A 20,502-nucleotide genomic window follows, 5' to 3' on the forward strand; every position below is an offset into this window, starting at 1 on the left:
GGCTGACGGGCGCGCACCACGACAGGAGCCGACATGCTGCGAATCTGGGGCCGACTCTCCTCCATCAACGTGCAGAAAGTGGTCTGGTGCGCGCGCGAGCTGCACCTGGACCATGAGCGCGTGGATATTGGCGTGACCAAAGGCGACCTCGACACCGAGGCCTATGTGCGCCTGAACCCGAACCGCCAGATCCCGGTGATCGAGGACTTCCGCGGCACCGATGTCGGCGGCGAGCCCTTCGTGCTGTGGGAGTCCAACGCGATCGTGCGCTACCTGTGCGCGCGCTACGGCGAGGACACGCTGTGGCCCGAAGACGTCAAGGCGCGTGCCTCGGCCGACCGCTGGATGGACTGGCAGACCACGGCCTTCAGCCCGGCCATGGTGACGGCGTTCCTGAACCTGGTACGCACGCCCGCAGCCCAGCGCGACGAGGTCGCCATCAAGGCGTCGTGCGCGCGCACCGAGCCGCTGGCCGCCCTGCTCGACAAGGCGCTGGCCGGGCGCGAGTTTATCGGCGGCGACCGCTTCACCATGGCCGATATCTCGCTGGCCTGCGCCGCGCACCGCTGGATGGGCCTGCCGGTGAAACACCAGCCGCGCCCCGAGCTGGAGCGCTGGCTGGAGGCGATGCGCGCCCGCCCTGCTGCCGGCGGCATCCTGGAACTGCCGCTGCGCTGAGCCGCGGCAGTTTTTTCTCTACTTCGCGGCGCGCGAGCCCGACGCCGCCGTAAACACCCCCAACCCGATAAACGCCGCCCCCGTCAGGTAGCGGCCGAACGCGCGCGCCCGTCCGGCACGGCGCAGCGCCGGCATCACCGCGGCCGCGGCCATCACGTAGCAGGCATCGGTGGTGGCCGCGATCAGCACGAAGGCCACCCCCAGCGCCAGGCTCTGTGTCAGTGCCGAGCCGGCCGGGTTCATGAATTGCGGCAGGAAGGCGGCGAAAAAGATCGCCGTCTTGGGGTTGAGCAGCGCCACCACGAAGCCGTCGCGCACCACCTGGCGCAGGCTGCGCGGCGCCACCTCCGGGGTGCCCCCGTTCGCGGCCGCCCCACCCCCGCGCAGCGCGCGGATGCCCAGCCAGATCAGGTAGGCCGCGCCCGCGTACTTGACCACCGAGAACGCCAGCGCCGACACCGAAAACAGCACCGCCAGACCCAGCGAGGCGCCAATAGCATTGCCCAGGTTGCCCAGCGCCACCGCGCCGATCGACGCCAGCCCGGCCCGCCGGCCCTGCGCCAGCGTGCGCGTGACGATGTAGACCACGGCCGGGCCGGGCGTGATGGCAAGCGCCAGGCTGGCCAGCACGAAGGCGGTCAGCAATGGCCACGGAGGCAGGAATTCAGTCATGAGGATCCTCGCTCGGCAAGTTGTCCGGGGCATCCCGCCCACGGTACGAAGATTGGCAGTATGGCCGCGACGCGGCCCTTGCGCCAGCACCGCGCGGCCTTCCGGGGCTTGACCGCAGCAGCAGGCATCCGGCGCGGCGCGTAGCAGGCAGACTTTTGCAACAGGCGCCGTTTAGAGTACTCTGCCCCGATGTGCCTGCACGGCCCCATGTGCGCCACGCGCCCCCAGGGAAACCCTGATCCGTGAATGTAGCTCATGGTAGACATGACGCAATGTACGACTGCGAACCGGGAACCCGTTCCTAAAATCCCTGTTTTTACCGGATGCATTGGTTTTAGCGCGGCTCTTCGCGCGCCGGTCTGAAGTGATAGGGGACGCCCAGGGCTCGCAGATTGCCCGGGCGCCCGAGCCAACCTGAGGAGGATTCAATCGTGTGGAGTCAAGTCTATGACCCGCTAGGCAATATGGCGCTGTCGACCATTGCCGCGGGCATTCCCGTCGTCGTGCTGCTGGCAGCGCTGGCGTTCTTTCACATGCAGGCGCACCTGGCGGCCGGGCTGGCACTGCTGATCGGCATCGTCGTCGCCTCCACGGTGTTCGGCATGCCTGCGGCAATGGCCGGCAAGGCGGCCGGCCTTGGCATCGTGTCCGGCCTGTTCCCGATCGGCTGGATCGTGCTGAACATCATCTTCCTGCACCGGCTCACGACCCTGAACGGATCCTTCAAGGTGTTGCAGACCTCGATCTCCGGCATCACCGAAGACCGCCGCCTGCAACTGCTGCTGGTGGCGTTCAGCTTTGGCGCCTTCTTCGAGGGCGCGGCCGGCTTCGGCACGCCGGTCGCCGTGACCGGTGCCATCCTGATCGGCCTGGGCTTCTCGCCGCTGGCGGCCTCGGGCCTGGCGCTGATCGCCAACACCGCGCCGGTGGCCTACGGCGCGCTGGGCGCCCCGATCATCGGCCTGGCCTCGGTGACCGGCCTGGACCTGCTCGACCTGTCGGCCATGATCGGCCGCCAGCTGCCGTTCTTCTCGGTGATCGTGCCGTTCTGGCTGATCTGGGCCTTCGCCGGCTTCCGCGGCATGCTGGCGATCTGGCCGGCGATCCTGGTGGCGGGCGTGAGCTTCGCGGTGCCGCAGTTCCTGGTATCGAACTACCACGGCCCTTGGCTGGTGGACGTGATCGCCGCGCTGGTGTCGATGGGCTCACTGACGCTGTTCCTGAAAGTCTGGCATCCGAAGGAGATCTGGACCTCGGCCAAGATCCTTGGCCGCCACGACGACTCCAAGGTCGACCATCCCGAAGCGCTCGAAGCCGATGCGCGCGCCAGCGCCGCCTCGGCCGGCATCTCGGTGGCCAAGGCCTGGATGCCGTGGGTGATCCTGACGGTGTTCGTCTTCGTCTGGGGCATCCCCGAGTTCAAGAAGCTGATGGATGGCCTGTGGGCGTGGAAGTTCCCGATCCCGGGCCTGGACAAGGCCGTGCTGAAGGTGCCCCCGGTGGTGCCGAAGGAAATCGCCGAAGGCGCCGTCTTCAACTTCAACGTGCTGTCGATGGCCGGCACCGGCATCTTTGTCTCGGCGCTGCTGGGCGGCCTGCTGATGGGCTACTCGGTGCCGCGCCTGTTCAAGGAGTACTGGGAAACCATCAAGCTGGTGCGCTATTCGCTGCTGACCATCTGCGCGATGTTCGGGGTCGGCTACCTGACCCGCTACTCGGGCCTGGATGCGACGCTGGGGCTGGCCTTTGCCCACACCGGCGTGTTCTACCCGCTGTTCGGCACCATGCTGGGCTGGCTGGGCGTGGCGCTGACCGGGTCGGACACCGCGTCCAACGTGCTATTCGGCGGCCTGCAGAAGACCACGGCCGAGCAGCTCGGCCTGTCGCCGGTGCTGATGGCGTCGGCCAACAGCTCGGGTGGCGTGATGGGCAAGATGATCGACGCGCAGTCGATCGTGGTGGCCTCGACCGCCACCAAGTGGTACGGGCACGAGGGCGACATCCTGCGCTACGTGTTCTTCCACTCGATCGTGCTGGCGATCCTGGTGGGCCTGTTCGTGACGCTGCAGGCGTATGTGCCGCCGTTCACGCATATGGTGATCCACCACCCCTGACCCTGCCGCGGTTTTTGCACTGTGGTTCAGCCGAAGCCCCGCCCCCGGCGGGGCTTTTCCATTGGGCAACGCGCGTATCATGGTGCGTCTGATCCGCCGCATGCGCGCGCCGGCTCCCACAAGGATGCCGGGCGCGCCGGGCACAACGGGAATCCGCCATGTTGCGTCGCCTGGAAAGACTGATCGACCCCTTCCGGGGCATGCCCGACCACGAGCCGCCCGGCCAGGTCTGGCGCTTCTATGCCTGGTACCTGCGCGAAGTGTGGGGCGTGTTCGCGCTGCTGTTGCTGGTGGGCCTGGTCGGCGCGCTGATTGAAGTCGCGCTGTTCAGTTTCCTCGGCCGGCTGGTCGACATGGCGCAGACGACGCCGGGCGCGGAGTTCTTCAGCCGGCATCGCAACGAGCTGCTGTGGATGGCCGTGGTGGCGCTGCTGCTGCGTCCCATCTTTTTCGGGCTGCACGATGTGCTCGTACACCAGGTCATCAACCCCGGCCTGGCCAACCTGATCCGCTGGCAGAACCACCGCTACGTACTCAAGCAGAGCCTGTCGTTCTTCCAGAACGACTTCGCCGGGCGCATCGCGCAGCGCATCATGCAGACCGGCTACTCGCTGCGCGATTCCGCGGTGCAGGCGGTGGATGCGCTCTGGCACGTGGTGATCTACGCGATCAGCTCGCTGGTGCTGTTCGCGCAGGCCGACTGGCGCCTGATGATCCCGCTGCTGCTGTGGATCGTCTGCTACGTGGCCGCCCTGCTCCACTTCGTGCCGCGCGTGAAGCAGCGCTCGGTGGTGGCCACCGAGTCGCGCTCGCGGCTGATGGGGCGCATCGTGGACGGCTATACCAACATCACCACGCTCAAGCTGTTCGCCCATACCCGGCACGAGGAAGAGTACGCGCGCGACGCCATGGCCGAGCAGACCGAAAAGACGCGCCTGGCCGGGCGCATGGTCAGCGGCATGGATATCACCATCACCGCCATGAACGGCGCGTTGATCGCCGGCACCACCGGGCTGGCGCTCTGGCTGTGGAGCACGGGGCATGTCACCACGGGCGCGATCGCCCTGACCACGGGGCTGGTGATCCGCATCAACAATATGTCGGGCTGGATCATGTGGGTGGTGAACGGCATCTTCGAGAACGTCGGGCAGGTGCAGGACGGCATGAAGACGATCGCCGTGCCGCGCCGGGTGATCGACCGCGCCGATGCGCAGCCGCTGCGCGTCACCCATGGCGAGGTCCGCTTCGAGCAGGTGGGATTCCACTACGGCAAGGGTTCCGGCGTCATCGAAGGCGTGGAACTGACCGTGCGCCCAGGCGAGAAGATCGGGCTGGTCGGCCCCTCCGGCGCCGGCAAGTCGACGCTGGTCAACCTGCTGCTGCGCCTCTATGACGTCGAACGCGGCCGCATCCTGATCGACGGCCAGGACATCGCCGCGGTCACGCAGGAAAGCCTGCGCGCGCAGATCGGCATGGTCACGCAGGACACCTCGCTGCTGCACCGCTCGATCCGCGAGAACCTGCTCTATGGCAAGCCATCCAGCACCGAGTCCGAACTGGCCGAAGCCCTGCACGGCGCCCGCGCGGACGAGTTCGTCCCGCACCTGGTCGACGCCCATGGCAACACCGGGCTGGAGGCGCAGGTGGGCGAGCGTGGCGTGAAGCTGTCAGGCGGGCAGCGCCAGCGCATTGCGATTGCACGCGTACTGTTGAAGAACGCGCCGGTGCTGATCCTCGATGAAGCGACCTCCGCGCTGGACTCGGAAGTGGAAGCGGCGATCCAGGAGAGCCTGGAAACCCTGATGCAAGGCAAGACCGTGATCGCCATCGCGCACCGGCTGTCGACGATCGCGCGCATGGACCGGCTGGTGGTGCTGGACAACGGCCATATCGTGGAGAGCGGCACGCATGCGCAATTGCTGGCGCATGGCGGGCTGTATGCGCGGCTGTGGGCGCACCAGACGGGCGGCTTCGTCGGCGTCGACTGACCGGACCGCGGGGCTAGACCAGCCCCAGCAGGCCGGCCGCACCGCCGATCGCCACCAGCACCAGCGGATGCACCCGCGTCTTCAGCATCAGCAGCACCGTGGCGGCGGTGACCAGCATCGCCGCCCAGTGCAGGTCGACGCTGCGCGCCAGCACCCAGCCCGACGCGAACATCAGGCCGATGGTCAGCGCCGCCAGCCCGCGCCGGATCAGCCCCGGCCAGCGTGCGTGCGGCGAGCGCCCGGAGAAATACTCGAAACACAAGGCGATCAGGCTCGACGGCCCGCAGATGCCGAGCATGGAAGTCAGCGCGCCGGCCAGCCCCGCCACCTGCCAGCCGAACAGCGATACGAACAGGATGTTCGGCCCCGGCGCCGCCTGCGAGATCGCGTACATCGCCGAAAACTGCGCATCGGTCAGCCAGCCATTGGCTTCCACCAGATAGCGGTGCATGTCGGGCAGCGTGGTGCTGGCGCCGCCGATCGCCAGCAGCGACAGCACGCCGAAATGGGCCAGCAGGCTGCCCAGGATTTCGCCCATGCTCATGCCCGCGCTCCCTTGCCGATGCGCCACTCCCACACCAGCGCCAGCGGCACCAGCACCGCCATCACCGGCACCAGCGGCCAGCGCAGCAGGCCAATGGCGACAAAGGCGACGCCGCCGATCAGCACGTTGCGCACGGTCACCGACAGGCTCTGCGCCAGCCGGAAGCCGGTGGCCAGCATCAGGCCGGCCGACACCGCCGTTATGCCGGTCAGCATGCGCCGCACCGCGGCGACGTCCTGGTAGTGCTGGTACAGCAGCATCAAACCCAGCACCAGCCCCATCGGCACCATCACCAGCCCGCTGAACGCGGCCAGCGCGCCGCGCCAGCCGGCAAAGCGCAGGCCCAGCATCAGCGCCAGGTTAATCACGTTGGGGCCGGGCAGCACCTGGCCCAAGCTCAGCAGTTCGACGAAGTCGCGGTCGTCCAGCCAGCGGTTACGCTCGACCACCGCGCGCCGCACGAACGGCAGCACGCCGCCGAAACCGGACAGGCCCATGCGGGCAAACTCGAGGAACAGCTTGCGGGGGCCGGGCGGCGGTGCAAGTTCAGGCAGCGGGGGGACCGACATGAGGGAGGGCGCTGTGTAGCGGAGATTGCTGTTCTTGTTGCTTCCGGCCTGCGCCCCATTCCGGCCAATGGCCGGGCACTGGGGAAAGGCCCGGCACGCAGGCCGGGTCCAGGTTCGCGGCCGCCCTGCAGGCCAGGGCAGCCGCGACGGCCGGCATCAGTTGCCGCCGGCCGGGGGATCCACGCGCACCGGATCGATACGCGGTTCCTTCAGCTTGGCCTCGATCGGCTTGCCCTTGCGCGCGCGCTTGCCGACGTACGGCAGCAGCGACTGCCCGGCCAGTTTCTGTGACGACGGCTTGCCGCCGCGGCCGGCGCCGGACAGCACCAGACCCGGTGCGCCGACGGCGATCGCCTGGAGCAGCTTTTCCTTCGGCTCCAGCTCCATCAGGATCACGCCACGCCCGCCGGCCGACAGCACCTTGACCTCGTCCAGCGCCACCAGCAGCAGGCGGCCGTTGCCCGACAGGCAGGCCGCATGCGTGGCCTCGTCGCCGACCGGCGCCGGTGCCAGCGGCGCGTCGCCGTCATCGAGCGTCAGGAACGACTTGCCGCCCTTCTGCCGGCTGATCATGTCGCCGACCTTGGTCAGGAAGCCATTGCCGCCCGCGGTGGCGATCAGCATGCGCTGCTCGGCGCTGCCGGCAAAGGTGTGCGCGACCTGGCTGCCAGACTGCAGCTCGATCAGCGTGGTGATGGGCACCCCGTCGCCGCGCCCGCCCGGCAGGCTGGCGACCGGCACGGAATAGACCCGGCCATTGGTGCCGAAGACCAGCAGCACGTCGACGGTGCGGCATTCAAAGGTGTCGTAGAGCGCGTCGCCGGCCTTGAAGGTGAACTGCTGCGCGTCGTGGCCATGGCCCTGGCGCGTGCGCACCCAGCCCTTCTGCGACATCACCACCGTCACCGGCTCGTCGATCACGCGCACTTCGGCCGCGGCGCGGCGTTCTTCCTGGATCAGCGTGCGGCGCGGGTCCTTGTCTTCCGGGCTGTATTGCTTGGCGTCGGTCTCGATCTCCTTGATGATGCGACGGCGCATCATGGTCTCGGACTTGAGCAGCACGTCCAGTTCGGCCTGCTCCTCGCGCAGTTCCTTCAGTTCCTTCTCGATCCGGATCGCTTCCAGGCGCGCCAACTGGCGCAGCCGGATTTCCAGGATGTCCTCGGCCTGGCGGTCGCTCAGGCCGAAGGCCTCGATCAGCGCCGGCTTGGGCTCGTCGCTCTCGCGGATGATGCGGATCACCTCGTCGATATTGAGCAGCACCAGCATCCGGCCTTCGAGGATATGGATGCGGTCCTCGACCTTGCCCAGGCGATGGCGCGTGCGCCGCGTGACGGTCTCGAAGCGGAACCGGATCCATTCGCCCAGGATCTCGCGCAGGCCCTTCTGGCGCGGCCGGCCGTCGGTGCCGATCATCACCAGGTTGATCGGCGCGCCCGACTCCAGGCTGGTATGCGCCAGCAGCGTGTGGATGAACTCCTGCTGGCCGACGTTCTTGCTCTTGGGCTCGAACACCAGCCGCACCGGCGCATCCTTGCCCGATTCGTCGCGCACCGCGTCCAGCACCGCCAGCACGGTGGCTTTGAGCTGCTGCTGTTCCTGCGTCAGCGCCTTCTTGCCGGTCTTGATCTTGGGGTTGGTAATCTCCTCGATCTCTTCCAGCACCTTCTGCGCCGAGGTATTCGGCGGCAGCTCGGTCACCACCAGCTGCCACTGGCCGCGCGCCATCTCCTCGATGGTCCAGCGCGCGCGCACCTTCAGGCTGCCGCGGCCGCCCTCGTAGATCTGGGCGATATCGGACGCGGGCGAGATGATCTGGCCGCCGCCCGGATAATCCGGTCCCGGCATCAGCGCCAGCAGCTCGGCCAGCGTGATATTGGGGTTGCGGATCATCGCCACCGTGGCCGCGGCCACTTCGCGCAGGTTGTGCGGCGGCACCTCGGTCGCCATGCCCACCGCGATGCCGGAGGCGCCGTTGAGCAGCACGAACGGCAGCCGCGCCGGCAGCAGCTTGGGCTCCTGCATCGAGCCGTCGTAGTTGGCGACAAAGTCGACCGTGCCTTCGTCGATCTCGTCCAGCAGCAGCCGCGAGATCGGCGTCAGCCGCGCTTCGGTGTAGCGCATCGCCGCCGCGCCGTCGCCGTCGCGCGAGCCGAAGTTGCCCTGGCCGTCGATCAACGGGTAGCGCAGCGAGAAGTCCTGCGCCAGGCGCACCAGCGCGTCATACGCGGACTGGTCGCCGTGCGGGTGGAACTTGCCCAGCACGTCGCCGACCACGCGCGCGGACTTGACCGGCTTGGCGTCGGCGCGCAGGCCCATCTCGTGCATCGCGAACAGGATGCGGCGCTGCACCGGTTTCTGGCCGTCGGCCACCTCGGGCAGCGCGCGGCCCTTGACCACGCTGACCGCGTAGTCCAGGTAGGCCCGCTCGGCGTAGCGCGCCAGCGTCAGTGAATCCGCCGGCTCTTCAGGTTGAAACGTGATGTCTTGTTGTTCCATGGATAGGCAAGAATTCGGCGCGCCTTGAACTGCCGGCGCGCCGGGTTGCTTGTTGTTCGGTCATGCCGGTCAGGGCATGTTGCGGCGTCCGCCGATGACCATCTTCACGCGCGGGCCGTCCGCGCTGGCACTGGTGCGAGTCAGCACCGCGCCCTGCTGCGGCTGGTACAGCCGGTAGAACTGCAGCACGGTGCTGACGTACTGCTGCGTCTCCGGGTATGGCGGAATCCGGTTGTTATAGCGCTGCACCGCGCCCTCGCCCGCGTTGTAGGCGGCCAGCACCAGCTCCAGGTTGTTCGGGAACAGCTGCATCAGCCAGCGCAGGTAGCGCACGCCCGCAGTGATATTGGTGCGCGGGTCGGCCAGCTTCTGCTCGACGCTGCGGCGCGCATCGGCGCTGACGCCAAAGCGCGCGCCGGTGTCGGGGATCACCTGCATCAGGCCGATCGCGCCCTTGGGCGACACCGCGCCGGCGTTGAAGCCCGACTCCACCGCCATCACCGCCTTGACCAGCGCCGGGTCGACATCCTGCTTGCCGGCGATCTGGTGGATCAGCGGCTCGACGGTCTTGATGTTGGGATGGTTGACGACGTAGCGGTAGAGCTTGTGCTGCTCCAGGTCAATATCGGCGCCGGCGGTCCCGCCCGCCTGCGAACGCCCGCGTTGGATCGCAGCCAGCCGCGCGCTGTCGAGCTTGCCGCCGTCCTTCATGAACAGCTTGTAGCGCTCGTCCAGCTTCTGGTCGGCAAAGTGCGCCACGCCGTCGGCATCGATATAGCCCCACAGCTCGGCATGTGCCGCCGGCGCACAGGCGAGCCCGGCCAGCGCCAGCAGGGCGGCTGCCAGGTTACGCCATGGTTTGCCGGGGGGTCTCGTCGTCATCGTGCGTTCAGTGCAGCAGGCCGGAGCGGGCATTATGCGCCAATCGCGCCGGGCCGGCACCGGCCTGCCAGCATGGGCTGGCCAGGTGCCATGGCCGCGGCTTCAGATATCGGCCTCGACCTCGTTGCCCTTCTCTTCCAGCCAGCTGCGGCGCTGCGCGGCCTCGCCCTTGCCCATCAGCATATTCATCATCTCGACGGTCTGCGGCAGGTCATATTCGCCCAGCATCACGGGCAGCAGGCGCCGCGTGTCGGGGTTCATGGTGGTTTCCCAGAGCTGCTCGGCGCTCATTTCGCCCAGGCCCTTGAAGCGGGAAATCTGCCACGAGTTTTCCTTGACGCCGTCCTTGAGCAGCTTGTCCTGGATGGCCAACAGCTCGCCTTCGTCCAGCGCGTACAGCTTCTGCGCGGGCTTCTTGCCGCGCGCCGGTGCGTCGACGCGGAATAGCGGCGGACGCGCCACACAGACGTTGCCGGTCTCGATCAGCTTGGGAAAGTGGCGGAAGAACAGCGTCAGCAGCAGCACCTGGATATGCGCGCCGTCCACGTCCGCGTCGGACAGGATGCAGATCTTGCCGTAGCGCAGGTTGGACAGGTCGGGCTCGTCGTTGGTGCCGTGCGGGTCCACGCCGATCGCCACCGCGATGTCATGCACCTCGTTGTTGGCAAAGAGGCGGTCGCGCTCGGTTTCCCAGGTGTTGAGCACCTTGCCGCGCAGCGGCAGGATGGCCTGGAACTCCTTGTCGCGGCCCATCTTGGCCGAGCCGCCGGCGGAGTCGCCCTCGACCAGGAAGAGTTCGTTGCGGGTCACGTCGGTGGACTCGCAGTCGGTCAGTTTGCCGGGCAGCACGGCCACGCCGGAGCCCTTCTTCTTCTCGACCTTCTGTGCCGCACGCGTGCGGGCCTGGGCCTGGCGGATCACCAGCTCGGCCAGCTTCTTGCCGTACTCGACATGGTGGTTCAGCCACAGCTCCAGCGCCGGGCGGCTGAAGGTGGACACCAGCCGCACCGCGTCGCGGCTGTTCAGGCGCTCCTTGATCTGGCCCTGGAACTGCGGATCCAGCACCTTGGCCGACAGCACGAACGAGGCGCGCGCGAACACGTCCTCGCTCATCAGCTTGACGCCCTTGGGCTGCAGCGCATGCATCTCGATAAAGCTCTTGACCGCCTGGAACAGGCCTTCGCGCAGGCCGGATTCATGCGTGCCGCCGGCAGGCGTGGGGATCAGGTTGACGTAGGACTCGCGCACCGGCGCGCCGTCTTCGGTCCAGGCCACCACCCACGACGCGCCTTCACCGTCGGCAAAGCCTTCTTCGCCGGGATTGGCGTCGGGGTCGGCGAAGTGCTCGCCCTCGAACATCGGAATCACCAGTTCCGCGCCGCTGCCTTGCGCCAGCGCCTCGACCAGGTAGCCCTTCAGGCCCTGGTCGTACTGCCAGGTCTGGCGCTCGCCGGTTTTCTCGGTCACCAGCGTCACCTTGACGCCGGGCAGCAGCACGGCCTTGCTGCGCAGCAGGCGCTGCAGCTCCGCCAGCGGGATCGCGGCCGAGTCGAAATACTTGGCGTCCGGCCACACCTGCACGCGGGTGCCGTTCTTTTTCTCACCACGCTCGAACTTGCGCGAGGCCAGCGGCACGGTCACGTCGCCGCCGGAGAAGGTCAACGTGGAACACATGCCGTCGCGCCAGACGGTCACGTCCAACTGCGTCGAGAGGGCATTGGTCACCGACACGCCCACGCCGTGCAGCCCGCCCGAGAAGGCATAGGCGCCGCCCTTGCCCTTGTCGAACTTGCCGCCGGCGTGCAGCCGGGTAAAGACGATCTCGACCACCGGCACGCCTTCTTCCGGGTGGATGCCCACCGGGATGCCGCGGCCGTCGTCCTCCACGCTGACGCTGCCGTCGCGATGCAGGGTCACCAGGATCTCGGAGCCGTGGCCGCCCAGGGCCTCGTCCGAGGCGTTGTCGATCACCTCCTGCACGATATGCAGGGGGTTGTCGGTCCGGGTGTACATGCCGGGGCGCTGCTTGACCGGCTCCAGGCCCTTCAGGACCCGGATGGAGGATTCGCTGTACTGACTGGTTTTGCTCGCCATGGAGTCGCTACGAAAGTGATTGTCCCGGCTGCACGGGGCGCACAACTGTGCACGCGCCGGGGCACCGGGCACTGCATTGTAATGGAAGCGGGCGCGGGCAATCCCGTGGAAAAGGGATTGCGCTGGGTGCCGGCGCTGGCGGCGCTTTGCCGCCCCCCCGCCACTTTTTGCCGGGGCGCCGGCAACGCGGGCGCTGCCGCACGCGTTTTTGCAAGCCGGGGTAAACTCGCCACCACCCGGCCCTGGCAAGCCTGATTGCCGTCCCGGCGCGGTTCAAAACAACAAGCACAGACTATCCATGTCGGCACCGCACTACCCGGCGGGACTGCCGCACACCGAGCCTAGACAATGCAAAACCGACAACTCTCCCTGACCACCGTGCTGGTGTGCGGCGGCCTGCTCGTCACCCTATCGATGGGTATCCGGCACGGCTTCGGCCTGTTCAACCTGCCGATCACGCAGGCCCACGGCTGGAACCGCGAGACCTTCGCCTTCGCGCTGGCGCTGCAGAACCTGATGTGGGGCGCCAGCCAGCCCTTTGCCGGCGCACTCGCCGACAAGTTCGGCGCGCTGCGCATCATGCTGATCGGGGTGGCGCTGTACGTGGCCGGCCTGGTGGTGATGGCGCTGGCCACCAGCGGCACCGCCTTCGCCACCGGCGCCGGCGTGATGATCGGCATCGCGCAGTCAGGTACCACCTACAGCATCGTCTACGGCGTGATCGGCCGCGTGGCCAGCCCCGAGAAACGCGTGTGGGCGATGGGCATTGCCGCCGCCGCGGGCTCGTTCGGGCAGTTCCTGATGATCCCGGTGGAACAGGGACTGATCTCCGGCATGGGCTGGCAGAACGCGCTATACGTGATGGCTTTGATGGCCTGTGTAATGCTGCCGCTGGCGCTGACGCTGCGCGAGCCGCGCGAGGCGGGCCACGCCGGCGGCCACCACCAGACCATCGGCCAGGCCGTCCACGAAGCCTTCGGCAACCGCAACTTCCAGCTGCTGACGCTGGGCTATTTCGTGTGCGGCTTCCAGGTAGTGTTTATCGGCGTGCACCTGGCGCCGTACCTGAAGGACCAGGGCCTGGTCGACCCGAAAGTCGCCGTCGTGGCGCTGGCGCTGATCGGGCTGTTCAACGTGTTCGGCACCTATACCGCCGGCGCGATCGGCCAGCGCCTGCCCAAGCGCTACCTGCTGGCGTTCATCTACCTGGCGCGCTCGGTGGTGATCGCCGGCTACCTGCTGCTGCCGCTGACGGTGGCCAGTACCTGGGTGTTCGCGGCGCTGATGGGCTTCCTGTGGCTGTCGACCGTGCCGCTGACCAACGGCATCATCGCCCAGGTGTTCGGCGTGAAATACCTGTCGATGCTGTCCGGGGTGGTGTTCTTCTCGCACCAGATCGGCAGCTTCCTGGGCGCCTGGCTGGGCGGCTTCCTCTATGACCGCACCGGTGGCTACAACACGGTGTGGCTGATTTCCATCGCGCTGGGCGTGATGGCCGCGCTGGTGAACCTGCCGATCCGCGAGCAGGCGCTGGTGCGCGCGCAGCCGGCGGCGGCATGATGGCCAAGGCCCGCGTCCGCGTGGCCAAGGCAACCGGGCTGGCGGTGCTGGCCGGGCTGCTGGCGCTGGGCTTCGTGGGCTATCTGCGGCCGGGTTTTATGGTCGATCTGACCAATATGGTGTTGGCGTGGTGCGGGTGACGCAGCCAGGCGCTCACACGCCCTCGCCCTTCGACTTCGCTTCCAGCACTTCCCAGCGCTCCAGCGCTTCCAGCAGTTCCATCTCGATCTCGTCGTGCCGGGTGCCCAGCTGCACGGCCTTGGGCGCATCGCTGACATAGAGCGAACCGTCTTCCAGCTGCGCCGAGATCGCCTTCTGCTCCGTTTCCAGCGCGGCAATGCGCTCCGGCAGGCCGTCCAGCTCGCGCTGCTCCTTGTACGACAGCTTGACGGTCCGGTTGGCACCGCGCGCCTCGCGCGAGTCCTTGCCCTTTGCCGGCTCGGCCGCCTTCTGTTCCGGCTTGCGCGCGGCCTGCAGCGCCGCGCTGCGGGCCGACTGCTCGACCCAGTCGGAATACCCGCCCACCGACTCGCGCCACACGCCATCGCCTTCGGCAGCGAGGGTCGAGGTCACCACGTTGTCCAGGAACGCCCGGTCGTGCGAAACCAGGAACACGGTGCCGCCATAGTCCTGCAGCAGTTCTTCCAGCAGTTCCAGCGTATCGATGTCGAGGTCGTTGGTGGGCTCGTCCAGCACCAGCACATTGGCCGGCCGCGCGAACAGGCGCGCCAGCAGCAGCCGGTTGCGCTCGCCGCCTGACAGCGACTTGACCGGCGAACGCGCGCGCTCCGGCGCGAACAGGAAGTCGCCCAGGTAGCTCATCACGTGCTTGCGCTGGCCATTGACCTCGACCCAGTCGCTGCCCGGGCTGATGGTGTCCGCCAGCGAGCGCTCCAGGTCCAGCGCGGTGCGCATCTGGTCGAAGTACGCCACCTGCAGGTTGCTGCCGTTGCGCACGGTGCCGCTGTCCGGTGCCAGCTCGCCCAGGATCAGCCGCAGCAGCGTGGTCTTGCCGGCGCCGTTGGGGCCGATCAGGCCGACCTTGTCGCCGCGCATGATGGTGGCGGTAAAGTCGCGCACCACCACCTTGTCGCCATAGGCCTTGCTGACGCCGGTCAGCTCCGACACGATCTTGCCGGAGCGATCGGCCTGCGACACTTCCAGCTTGACGTTGCCCTGTACTTCACGGCGCGCGGCGCGCTCGTTGCGCATCGCCACCAGCCGCTGGATGCGCGACACGCTGCGCGTGCGGCGCGCCTCCACGCCCTTGCGGATCCACACTTCCTCCTGCGCCAGCAGCTTGTCGAACTTGGCCTGCTCGACCTGCTCCGCGGCCAGCATCTCTTCCTTGCGTGCCTGGTAGGCGGCGAAGTTGCCGGGGAAGGACACCAGCCGGCCGCGGTCCAGTTCGATGATGCGGGTGGCGACGCGGTCGAGGAAGGCGCGGTCGTGGGTGATCAGCAGCACGCTGCCGCGGAAGCCCAGCAGTAGGTCTTCAAGCCAGCGGATCGCTTCCACGTCGAGGTGGTTGGTGGGCTCGTCCAGCAGCAGGATGTCGGGCTCGGCCACCAGCGCCTGCGCCAGCGCCACGCGCTTCTGCAGGCCGCCGGAGAGTGCCTCGACGCGCGTGTGCGAATCCAGTCCCAGCCGTGCCAGCGTGGTTTCGACGCGCGTGCGCAGCTGCCAGGCGCCGGCGGCGTCCAGCTCGGACTGCAGCCGGTGCAGCTCGGCCAGTGCGGCTTCGTCGTCATGATTCTCGGCGACCCGGTCGGCGGCGGCCTCGTAGCGCACCAGCAGGTCGTGCGCATCACCCATGCCCTGCGAGACGGCGTCGAACACGGTGATGCCCGGCTCGAACTGCGGCTCCTGCGGCACGTAGGCGGTGGTCACGCCGCTCTGGCGCGCGATCAGGCCGTCATCCGGCGCCGCCAGCCCGGCCACGATCTTCAGCAGCGAGGACTTGCCCGAGCCGTTGCGCCCGATCAGGCCCACGCGCTCGCCGGCCTCCAGCGAAAAGTCGGTGTGGTCGAGCAGGGCCACGTGCCCGAAGGCAAGCTGGGCGTCGGTGATGGAAAACAGGGCCATGGGATGGAAGGCGACGAGAGAAAGGCGGAGAAAGGACGGGGCGGCCTGCCAGGGCTGGCGTGGCACGGCAGCCCGCATTGTAGACGACCGGACGCAGCCGGAAGCCGCGCCCAAAAAGAAGGGCCCGCGCATTGCGGGCCCAAGAGTCTCTCCTCGGTGCCCTGCTCGCAAGGCACGGCGACAGAATATCAATGCGCCCCTGCGCGCTCCAGTCGGACAAGTCCGTAAGGGAAAGTCCCGGTCAACCGAGATCGCCAGCGATCGTTGCTTGCCGAGTACGCCCGCCCCCCGGCAGTTGTCTGCACCCGGCCCCGCATGGAACAATGGCTCGTCCTGCACCCGCCGGTGCCGGCACGACAAATACACGCAAACGCAGAGCCGGCGCCACAGCCGGCCAGAAATCGGAACGGGTGGTTGGCCGCCGGCCGCTGCCCGCGCCGGTTCCAGTCATTTCTGTACGGGGGTTACATTGATCGATCCGGGTCTGCGGGGCCTGCCTTCCTGCCGGAAGCTTGCGCCTGTGTTGTCTTTGCTTGCCTGTGCCGCCTTTGCTGGCGGCGCCCTGCCTGCGGCGCATGCCACCACCAACGCCGGCGCCGATACGGTGGCCGACGCCGACAGCGCACCGGTGCTGCGCCGCATCCGCCAGACCGGCGCGATCCGCATTGCCCACCGCGAAAGCTCGGTGCCGTTCTCCTTCCTGGCGGATGGCAAGCCCATGGGCTACGCCGTGGACCTGTGCCTGCGCGTGGCCGACGCCGTGCGCGGCGCACTGAAGCTGCCGTCGCTGCGCGTGGACTGGGTGCAGGTCACGCCGGCCTCGCGCATCCCCGCCATCGTCGAGGGCAAGGCTGACCTCGAATGCGGCTCCACCACCAACAACCGCGAGCGGCGCGAGCAGGTGGCCTTCACGATCCCCCACTACATCGCCGGCAGCCGCATGCTGGTCAAGGCGTCGTCGGGCATCACCAAGTGGCAGGACCTGCGCGGCAAGACCGTGGTCTCGACCACGGGCACGACGCCGCTGGCGACGCTGCGCAAGATGGACGAATCCGGCGCCATGCAGCTGCGCCTGGTGGAGGCAAAGGACCATGCGCAGGCGTTCGCCATGGTCGAAGCCGGCAAGGCCGACGCCTTCGTGATGGACGACGTGCTGCTGTACGGCCTGCGCGCCAACGCGGCCAAGCCGGCCGAGTACCGCATCACCGGCGACCTGCTCACCATCGAGCCCTACGCCATCATGCTGTCGCGCCAGGACGCGGCCTTCAAGCAGCTGGTCGACAAAACGCTGGTGGCGTCAATCTACGACCAGGACACCCAGAAGCTCTACCGCAAGTGGTTCCAGGGGCCGATCCCGCCGCATGGCACCCGGCTCGACATCCCGATGAGCTACCTGCTACGCGATTCCTTCAAGTTCCCGAGCGACAAGGTCGCAGACTGACAGCCCCGCCGCGGGGGCGGCAAATTGGGACGGCCAAGGCACTTATGCGAAGATTGCGGCCCTGCCAATGTGCTTGTTGCCGCCCCATGACCACCGCTTCACTCAAAACCGACCTGTCCGTTCCCGCGCTCGTCGCCGGGCTGGTCGCCGCGCTGACCGGCTATACCAGTTCGCTGGTGCTGATGATCCAGGCCGGCCAGGCCGCGCACCTGACCGATGCGCAGATTTCGTCGTGGATCTGGGCGTTGTCGATGGGGATGGGGGTGACCACCATCGGCCTGTCGCTGGCGCTGCGCGTGCCGATCGTGGTGGCCTGGTCCACGCCCGGCGCCGCGCTGCTGATCGCCAGCCTGCCGGGCGTGCCGTACGCGGAAGCCATCGGTGCCTTCCTGCTGGCCTCGCTGATGATGATGGCCGCCGGCATGACCGGCTGGTTCGACAAGCTGATGCGTGCCCTGCCCGCCAGCATCGCCTCGGCGCTGCTCGCTGGCATCCTGTTCCGCATCAGCGTGGATGTATTCGTCCTGGCGCAGCACCAGACCGTGCTGCTGCTGGCGATGTTCGCCGCCTACCTGATCGGCCGCAAGCTGTGGCCGGCCTATGCCGTGCCGGGCGTGCTGCTGACAGGCGTGGTGGTTGCCGGGGGGTTCGGCCAGCTCGATTTCTCCGGGTTGCGGCTGGCCGTGGCCGTGCCGGTGTGGACCACGCCGGCGTTCTCGCTGTCGGCCCTTATCAGCATGGCGATCCCGCTGTTTATCGTTGCGCTGGCCTCGCAGAACATCCCCGGTCTGGCGGTGCTGCAGGCCGATGGCTACCACGTGCCCGCGTCGCGGCTGATCACGCTGACCGGCCTGGCCTCGGCGGTGCTGGCGCCGTTCGGCTCGCACGGGGTCAACCTGGCAGCGATCACCGCCGCCATCTGCACTGGCCCGCAGGCCGATCCCGACCGCAACCGCCGCTATACCGCGGCCGTGGTCTGCGGCGTGGGCTACCTGGTGGCGGGCACACTGGCCGCCAGCATCGCCGCGCTGTTCGCCGCCTTTCCGCGGGCGCTGGTGGTGGGCGTCACGGCGTTCGCGCTGCTGGGCTCGATCGCCAACGGCCTGACGGTCGCGATGCAGACCCCGGGCGAGCGCGAAGCGGCGTTGCTGACCTTCATGATCACTGCCTCCGGCATGACGCTGGCGGGCGTGGGCTCGGCCTTCTGGGGCGTGGTGGGCGGCATGCTCGCGTACTACGTGTTGCGGCCGCGTGCCGCCTGAGCCCCCGTCGCTACAGCATCAGGAAGGCCACGTCCGCGGCGCTGATTGCCTCCGGCGGCACGCCCCTGCGGCGCTGGAACAGCACGTGCTGCAGCACGCGCTCGCGGTGCGCGACAAAGGTCTCCGGATCCAGCCCCAGCGCCATGCGCGCATAGTGCTCGGCCATCAGCTTGTAGACGCGATGGCGCACCAGCAGCATTTCGTGGTCCGCCTGGAGCCGGCTCATCGCTGCCGTGTGGTCATCCTCCAGCTGGCGCATGCCAACCACAACGCGGGCATGCATGCCGCGGTAGCGATCGACCTCCGCATGCGCTTTGCGCAAGTCCTCGCGCAGCGACCGCACCTCCTGCATCAGCTTCAGGTTGTGCTGCACGCCGCGCTGGATGCGGGTGGCCTCCTCCAGCGCATGATCCGCCGCGGCGATGGTGTCCTGCCATGGGCTCACGTCCGCCGCAGGCTCCGTGTCCCCAAATTGCGATGACGGCCAGACGGCCGTATCGGCAATGCCAGTGTGATGCATACCGCTCCCCTTGCCACATGCCCGCCGCCGGCATCGTGAGGGTTCGTGCCGGCTTGTTCGGGCTGAATACCGCGACTGCTCTTCGTTGTCTTTTGACGCGAGCCGGCGTGGGCCCCGCTTTTTTCTTATGCGTCATTCAAGACCGCCTTGCCGCATCGCACAACCACCGCAAAGGAGGGAGGAGGCTTTGGCGCAACATGACAGGGGCGCTAAGATGCCGGACTGGCCGACCCTTTCGCCCCACAGACGCGTCCCCATGAACGGTTACCTGCTCCTCGCCCTTGCCATCATTGCCGAAGTCATCGCCACCAGCAGCCTGAAGGCGTCGCAAGGCTTTACCCGGCTCTGGCCCAGCGTGCTGGTGGTTACCGGCTACGTTGCGGCGTTCTATCTGCTGATGCTAGTGATGCGGACGGTGCCGGTGGGGATCGCTTACGCGATCTGGAGCGGGGCCGGGATTGTGTTGGTGTCGCTGATTGCCGTGGTGTTGTACCGGCAGATTCCCGACCTGGCGGCTTGCCTGGGGATTGGATTGATCATTGCGGGCGTAGCGGTGATCCAGTTATTTTCCAAAACCAGCGCGCATTGATCAACGGCTTGGAGCCGTTGAGAGGTAAATCTACTGCCGGACGGCCCCGCATCGCGCCCGCCGCCTGTCCCCTCGGTGCGGTAACCATTTGATACAGCCGCCTGGCAATATCACTTGCTATGCTCGGCCGCTATCTTCTACTCCAGCCAAACTACCATGCCAGAAAAGGCGCCGCTGGCCATCCTTGGCCTGCTGTTCATAATGGCCTCCGCGGCCAATGCCGACGCACTCCCGCATGGCCATCCGGTCGACTACCGAAGCCCCGGCGGAGAATTCAAGGAGAAGTACCGCAGCGGCCCTTGCGAAATCGAACGTGAACAGAAGCGCGATGGGGAGTACAAGGAAGAGCGCAAATGCGAGGACGGCCCGCGCGGCTATGAACAGAAGGAAAAATTCCGCAAGGGGCCTTGCAAGATTGAGCGCGAGTGGAAGAGGGATGGCAAGTATGAGGAAAAGGTCGAATGCAAGCCATGAGCGACGCGGCTTGCCCAGCCCAGTGGAGGCGACCTACTTCTTCCAGGACGGGAAGGCCCGGCGTTTCTATGGTCCCGCCGACAGGAATCGAACCTGTATCTAGCGCTTAGGAGGCGCTCGTTCTATCCATTGAACTACGGCGAGGGGACCCGGAAGCAGGCTGGGAGTATATCAAAAACCTCTTGCGAACAGGCACAAGTCCGGGCCCGTGTCGCCGGCGCGGGAATTGCGGGGCCGCTGACGGTGCCGCGGCGTCAGTGCATCTGGATATCAGCCGCGAACGCCAGCGCCTGCCCCAGCGACTCGCACTCGGTGAGGTTGCCGAAGTCGTCCGTCACGCATACATCCCGGTGCGCGCAGGGTGTGGTCCGAACAATGCTCAATCCGAGCAGGTTCAACGGTTCGACTATGGTCACCAAGATCAGCATGACGCCCCTCGCAGTGATGCGTGAGACATCAGTGTCCCGGCCGCACACGCGTGCATCGGTGGTCTACTGCACATAGCAGGGTGTTTTCTGGCCCTGCGGCACC

Annotated in this window: 18 protein-coding genes and 1 tRNA gene; 9 read left to right on the forward strand and 10 right to left on the reverse strand. The window is 67.5% G+C overall.

Features of this window, described 5'->3' with window-relative positions:
- The first annotated feature begins 33 nt into the window (after positions 1-33).
- A complete protein-coding gene (locus ABNX08_RS15680) occupies positions 34-678 on the forward strand; it encodes a glutathione S-transferase family protein (RefSeq protein ID WP_022536013.1) in 645 nt (214 codons plus the stop codon).
- Between the two features lie 18 nt (positions 679-696).
- On the opposite strand, the gene ABNX08_RS15685 is transcribed toward ABNX08_RS15680, so the two are convergent.
- Complete coding sequence (locus ABNX08_RS15685) at positions 697-1,350, reverse strand: LysE family translocator (protein ID WP_022536014.1); 654 nt, start codon at positions 1,348-1,350, stop codon at positions 697-699.
- Between the two features lie 431 nt (positions 1,351-1,781).
- Between ABNX08_RS15685 and ABNX08_RS15690 the strand changes: the two genes are divergently transcribed.
- Together ABNX08_RS15690 and ABNX08_RS15695 are read left to right on the forward strand one after the other, a co-directional pair.
- Positions 1,782-3,464 carry an L-lactate permease gene (locus ABNX08_RS15690; protein ID WP_022536015.1) on the forward strand — a complete coding sequence of 561 codons (1,683 nt, stop codon included), beginning with the start codon at positions 1,782-1,784 and terminating at the stop codon, positions 3,462-3,464.
- A 158-nt stretch (positions 3,465-3,622) separates the two neighbouring features.
- Complete coding sequence (locus ABNX08_RS15695; RefSeq protein ID WP_022536016.1) at positions 3,623-5,452, forward strand: ABC transporter ATP-binding protein; 1,830 nt, start codon at positions 3,623-3,625, stop codon at positions 5,450-5,452.
- Positions 5,453-5,465: 13 nt separating this feature from the next.
- Here ABNX08_RS15695 and ABNX08_RS15700 read toward each other — a convergent pair whose 3' ends face one another.
- The 5 genes from ABNX08_RS15700 to ABNX08_RS15720 form a co-directional block, all read right to left on the reverse strand.
- Entirely contained in the window at positions 5,466-5,996 is a 531-nt protein-coding gene (locus ABNX08_RS15700; protein ID WP_022536017.1) for a chromate transporter, read from the reverse strand.
- Positions 5,993-6,565, reverse strand: coding sequence for a chromate transporter (locus tag ABNX08_RS15705; RefSeq protein WP_022536018.1), 573 nt, complete (start codon positions 6,563-6,565; stop codon positions 5,993-5,995). Before ABNX08_RS15705 ends, ABNX08_RS15700 begins: the two co-directional genes overlap by 4 nt.
- A 156-nt stretch (positions 6,566-6,721) precedes the next feature.
- Positions 6,722-9,064: a DNA topoisomerase IV subunit A gene (parC, locus tag ABNX08_RS15710; protein WP_022536019.1), complete on the reverse strand. Its 2,343-nt coding sequence runs from the start codon at positions 9,062-9,064 to the stop codon at positions 6,722-6,724.
- A gap of 69 nt (positions 9,065-9,133) precedes the next feature.
- Positions 9,134-9,946, reverse strand: a complete 813-nt coding sequence (locus tag ABNX08_RS15715) for a lytic transglycosylase domain-containing protein (protein ID WP_022536020.1) — start codon at positions 9,944-9,946, stop codon at positions 9,134-9,136.
- Between the two features lie 102 nt (positions 9,947-10,048).
- Entirely contained in the window at positions 10,049-12,040 is a 1,992-nt protein-coding gene (locus tag ABNX08_RS15720; protein ID WP_022536021.1) for a DNA topoisomerase IV subunit B, read from the reverse strand.
- A 348-nt stretch (positions 12,041-12,388) separates the two neighbouring features.
- Here ABNX08_RS15720 and ABNX08_RS15725 point away from each other — a divergent pair, with 348 nt between their 5' ends.
- Both ABNX08_RS15725 and ABNX08_RS15730 read left to right on the forward strand, forming a co-directional pair.
- Entirely contained in the window at positions 12,389-13,600 is a 1,212-nt protein-coding gene (locus ABNX08_RS15725; protein WP_022536022.1) for an MFS transporter, read from the forward strand.
- Positions 13,597-13,740, forward strand: coding sequence for a hypothetical protein (locus ABNX08_RS15730; RefSeq protein ID WP_349607301.1), 144 nt, complete (start codon positions 13,597-13,599; stop codon positions 13,738-13,740). Before ABNX08_RS15725 ends, ABNX08_RS15730 begins: the two co-directional genes overlap by 4 nt.
- Before the next feature lie 13 nt (positions 13,741-13,753).
- On the opposite strand, the gene ABNX08_RS15735 is transcribed toward ABNX08_RS15730, so the two are convergent.
- Positions 13,754-15,685, reverse strand: coding sequence for an ATP-binding cassette domain-containing protein (locus ABNX08_RS15735; RefSeq protein WP_041681108.1), 1,932 nt, complete (start codon positions 15,683-15,685; stop codon positions 13,754-13,756).
- Between the two features lie 562 nt (positions 15,686-16,247).
- Between ABNX08_RS15735 and ABNX08_RS15740 the strand changes: the two genes are divergently transcribed.
- On the forward strand, positions 16,248-17,126 hold the full coding sequence (locus tag ABNX08_RS15740; RefSeq protein ID WP_051369913.1) for an amino acid ABC transporter substrate-binding protein: 879 nt from the start codon (positions 16,248-16,250) through the stop codon (positions 17,124-17,126).
- An 86-nt stretch (positions 17,127-17,212) separates the two neighbouring features.
- On the forward strand, positions 17,213-18,388 hold the full coding sequence (locus tag ABNX08_RS15745) for a benzoate/H(+) symporter BenE family transporter (RefSeq protein WP_041681110.1): 1,176 nt from the start codon (positions 17,213-17,215) through the stop codon (positions 18,386-18,388).
- A 10-nt stretch (positions 18,389-18,398) separates the two neighbouring features.
- On the opposite strand, the gene ABNX08_RS15750 is transcribed toward ABNX08_RS15745, so the two are convergent.
- Positions 18,399-18,908, reverse strand: coding sequence for a hypothetical protein (locus ABNX08_RS15750; RefSeq protein WP_022536027.1), 510 nt, complete (start codon positions 18,906-18,908; stop codon positions 18,399-18,401).
- A 256-nt stretch (positions 18,909-19,164) separates the two neighbouring features.
- Between ABNX08_RS15750 and ABNX08_RS15755 the strand changes: the two genes are divergently transcribed.
- Together ABNX08_RS15755 and ABNX08_RS15760 are read left to right on the forward strand one after the other, a co-directional pair.
- Complete coding sequence (locus tag ABNX08_RS15755; RefSeq protein WP_022536028.1) at positions 19,165-19,497, forward strand: multidrug efflux SMR transporter; 333 nt, start codon at positions 19,165-19,167, stop codon at positions 19,495-19,497.
- Between the two features lie 156 nt (positions 19,498-19,653).
- Complete coding sequence (locus ABNX08_RS15760; protein WP_022536029.1) at positions 19,654-19,971, forward strand: hypothetical protein; 318 nt, start codon at positions 19,654-19,656, stop codon at positions 19,969-19,971.
- Positions 19,972-20,040: 69 nt separating this feature from the next.
- Here ABNX08_RS15760 and ABNX08_RS15765 read toward each other — a convergent pair.
- Together ABNX08_RS15765 and ABNX08_RS15770 are read right to left on the reverse strand one after the other, a co-directional pair.
- Positions 20,041-20,115 (reverse strand) — tRNA-Arg (locus ABNX08_RS15765).
- 110 nt (positions 20,116-20,225) lie between these two features.
- On the reverse strand, positions 20,226-20,399 hold the full coding sequence (locus tag ABNX08_RS15770; RefSeq protein WP_349607289.1) for a hypothetical protein: 174 nt from the start codon (positions 20,397-20,399) through the stop codon (positions 20,226-20,228).
- Positions 20,400-20,502 lie beyond the last annotated feature (103 nt).

It is taken from the genome of Cupriavidus sp. DF5525 (assembly GCF_040149425.2).
Lineage (GTDB): Bacteria > Pseudomonadota > Gammaproteobacteria > Burkholderiales > Burkholderiaceae > Cupriavidus > Cupriavidus pickettii_A.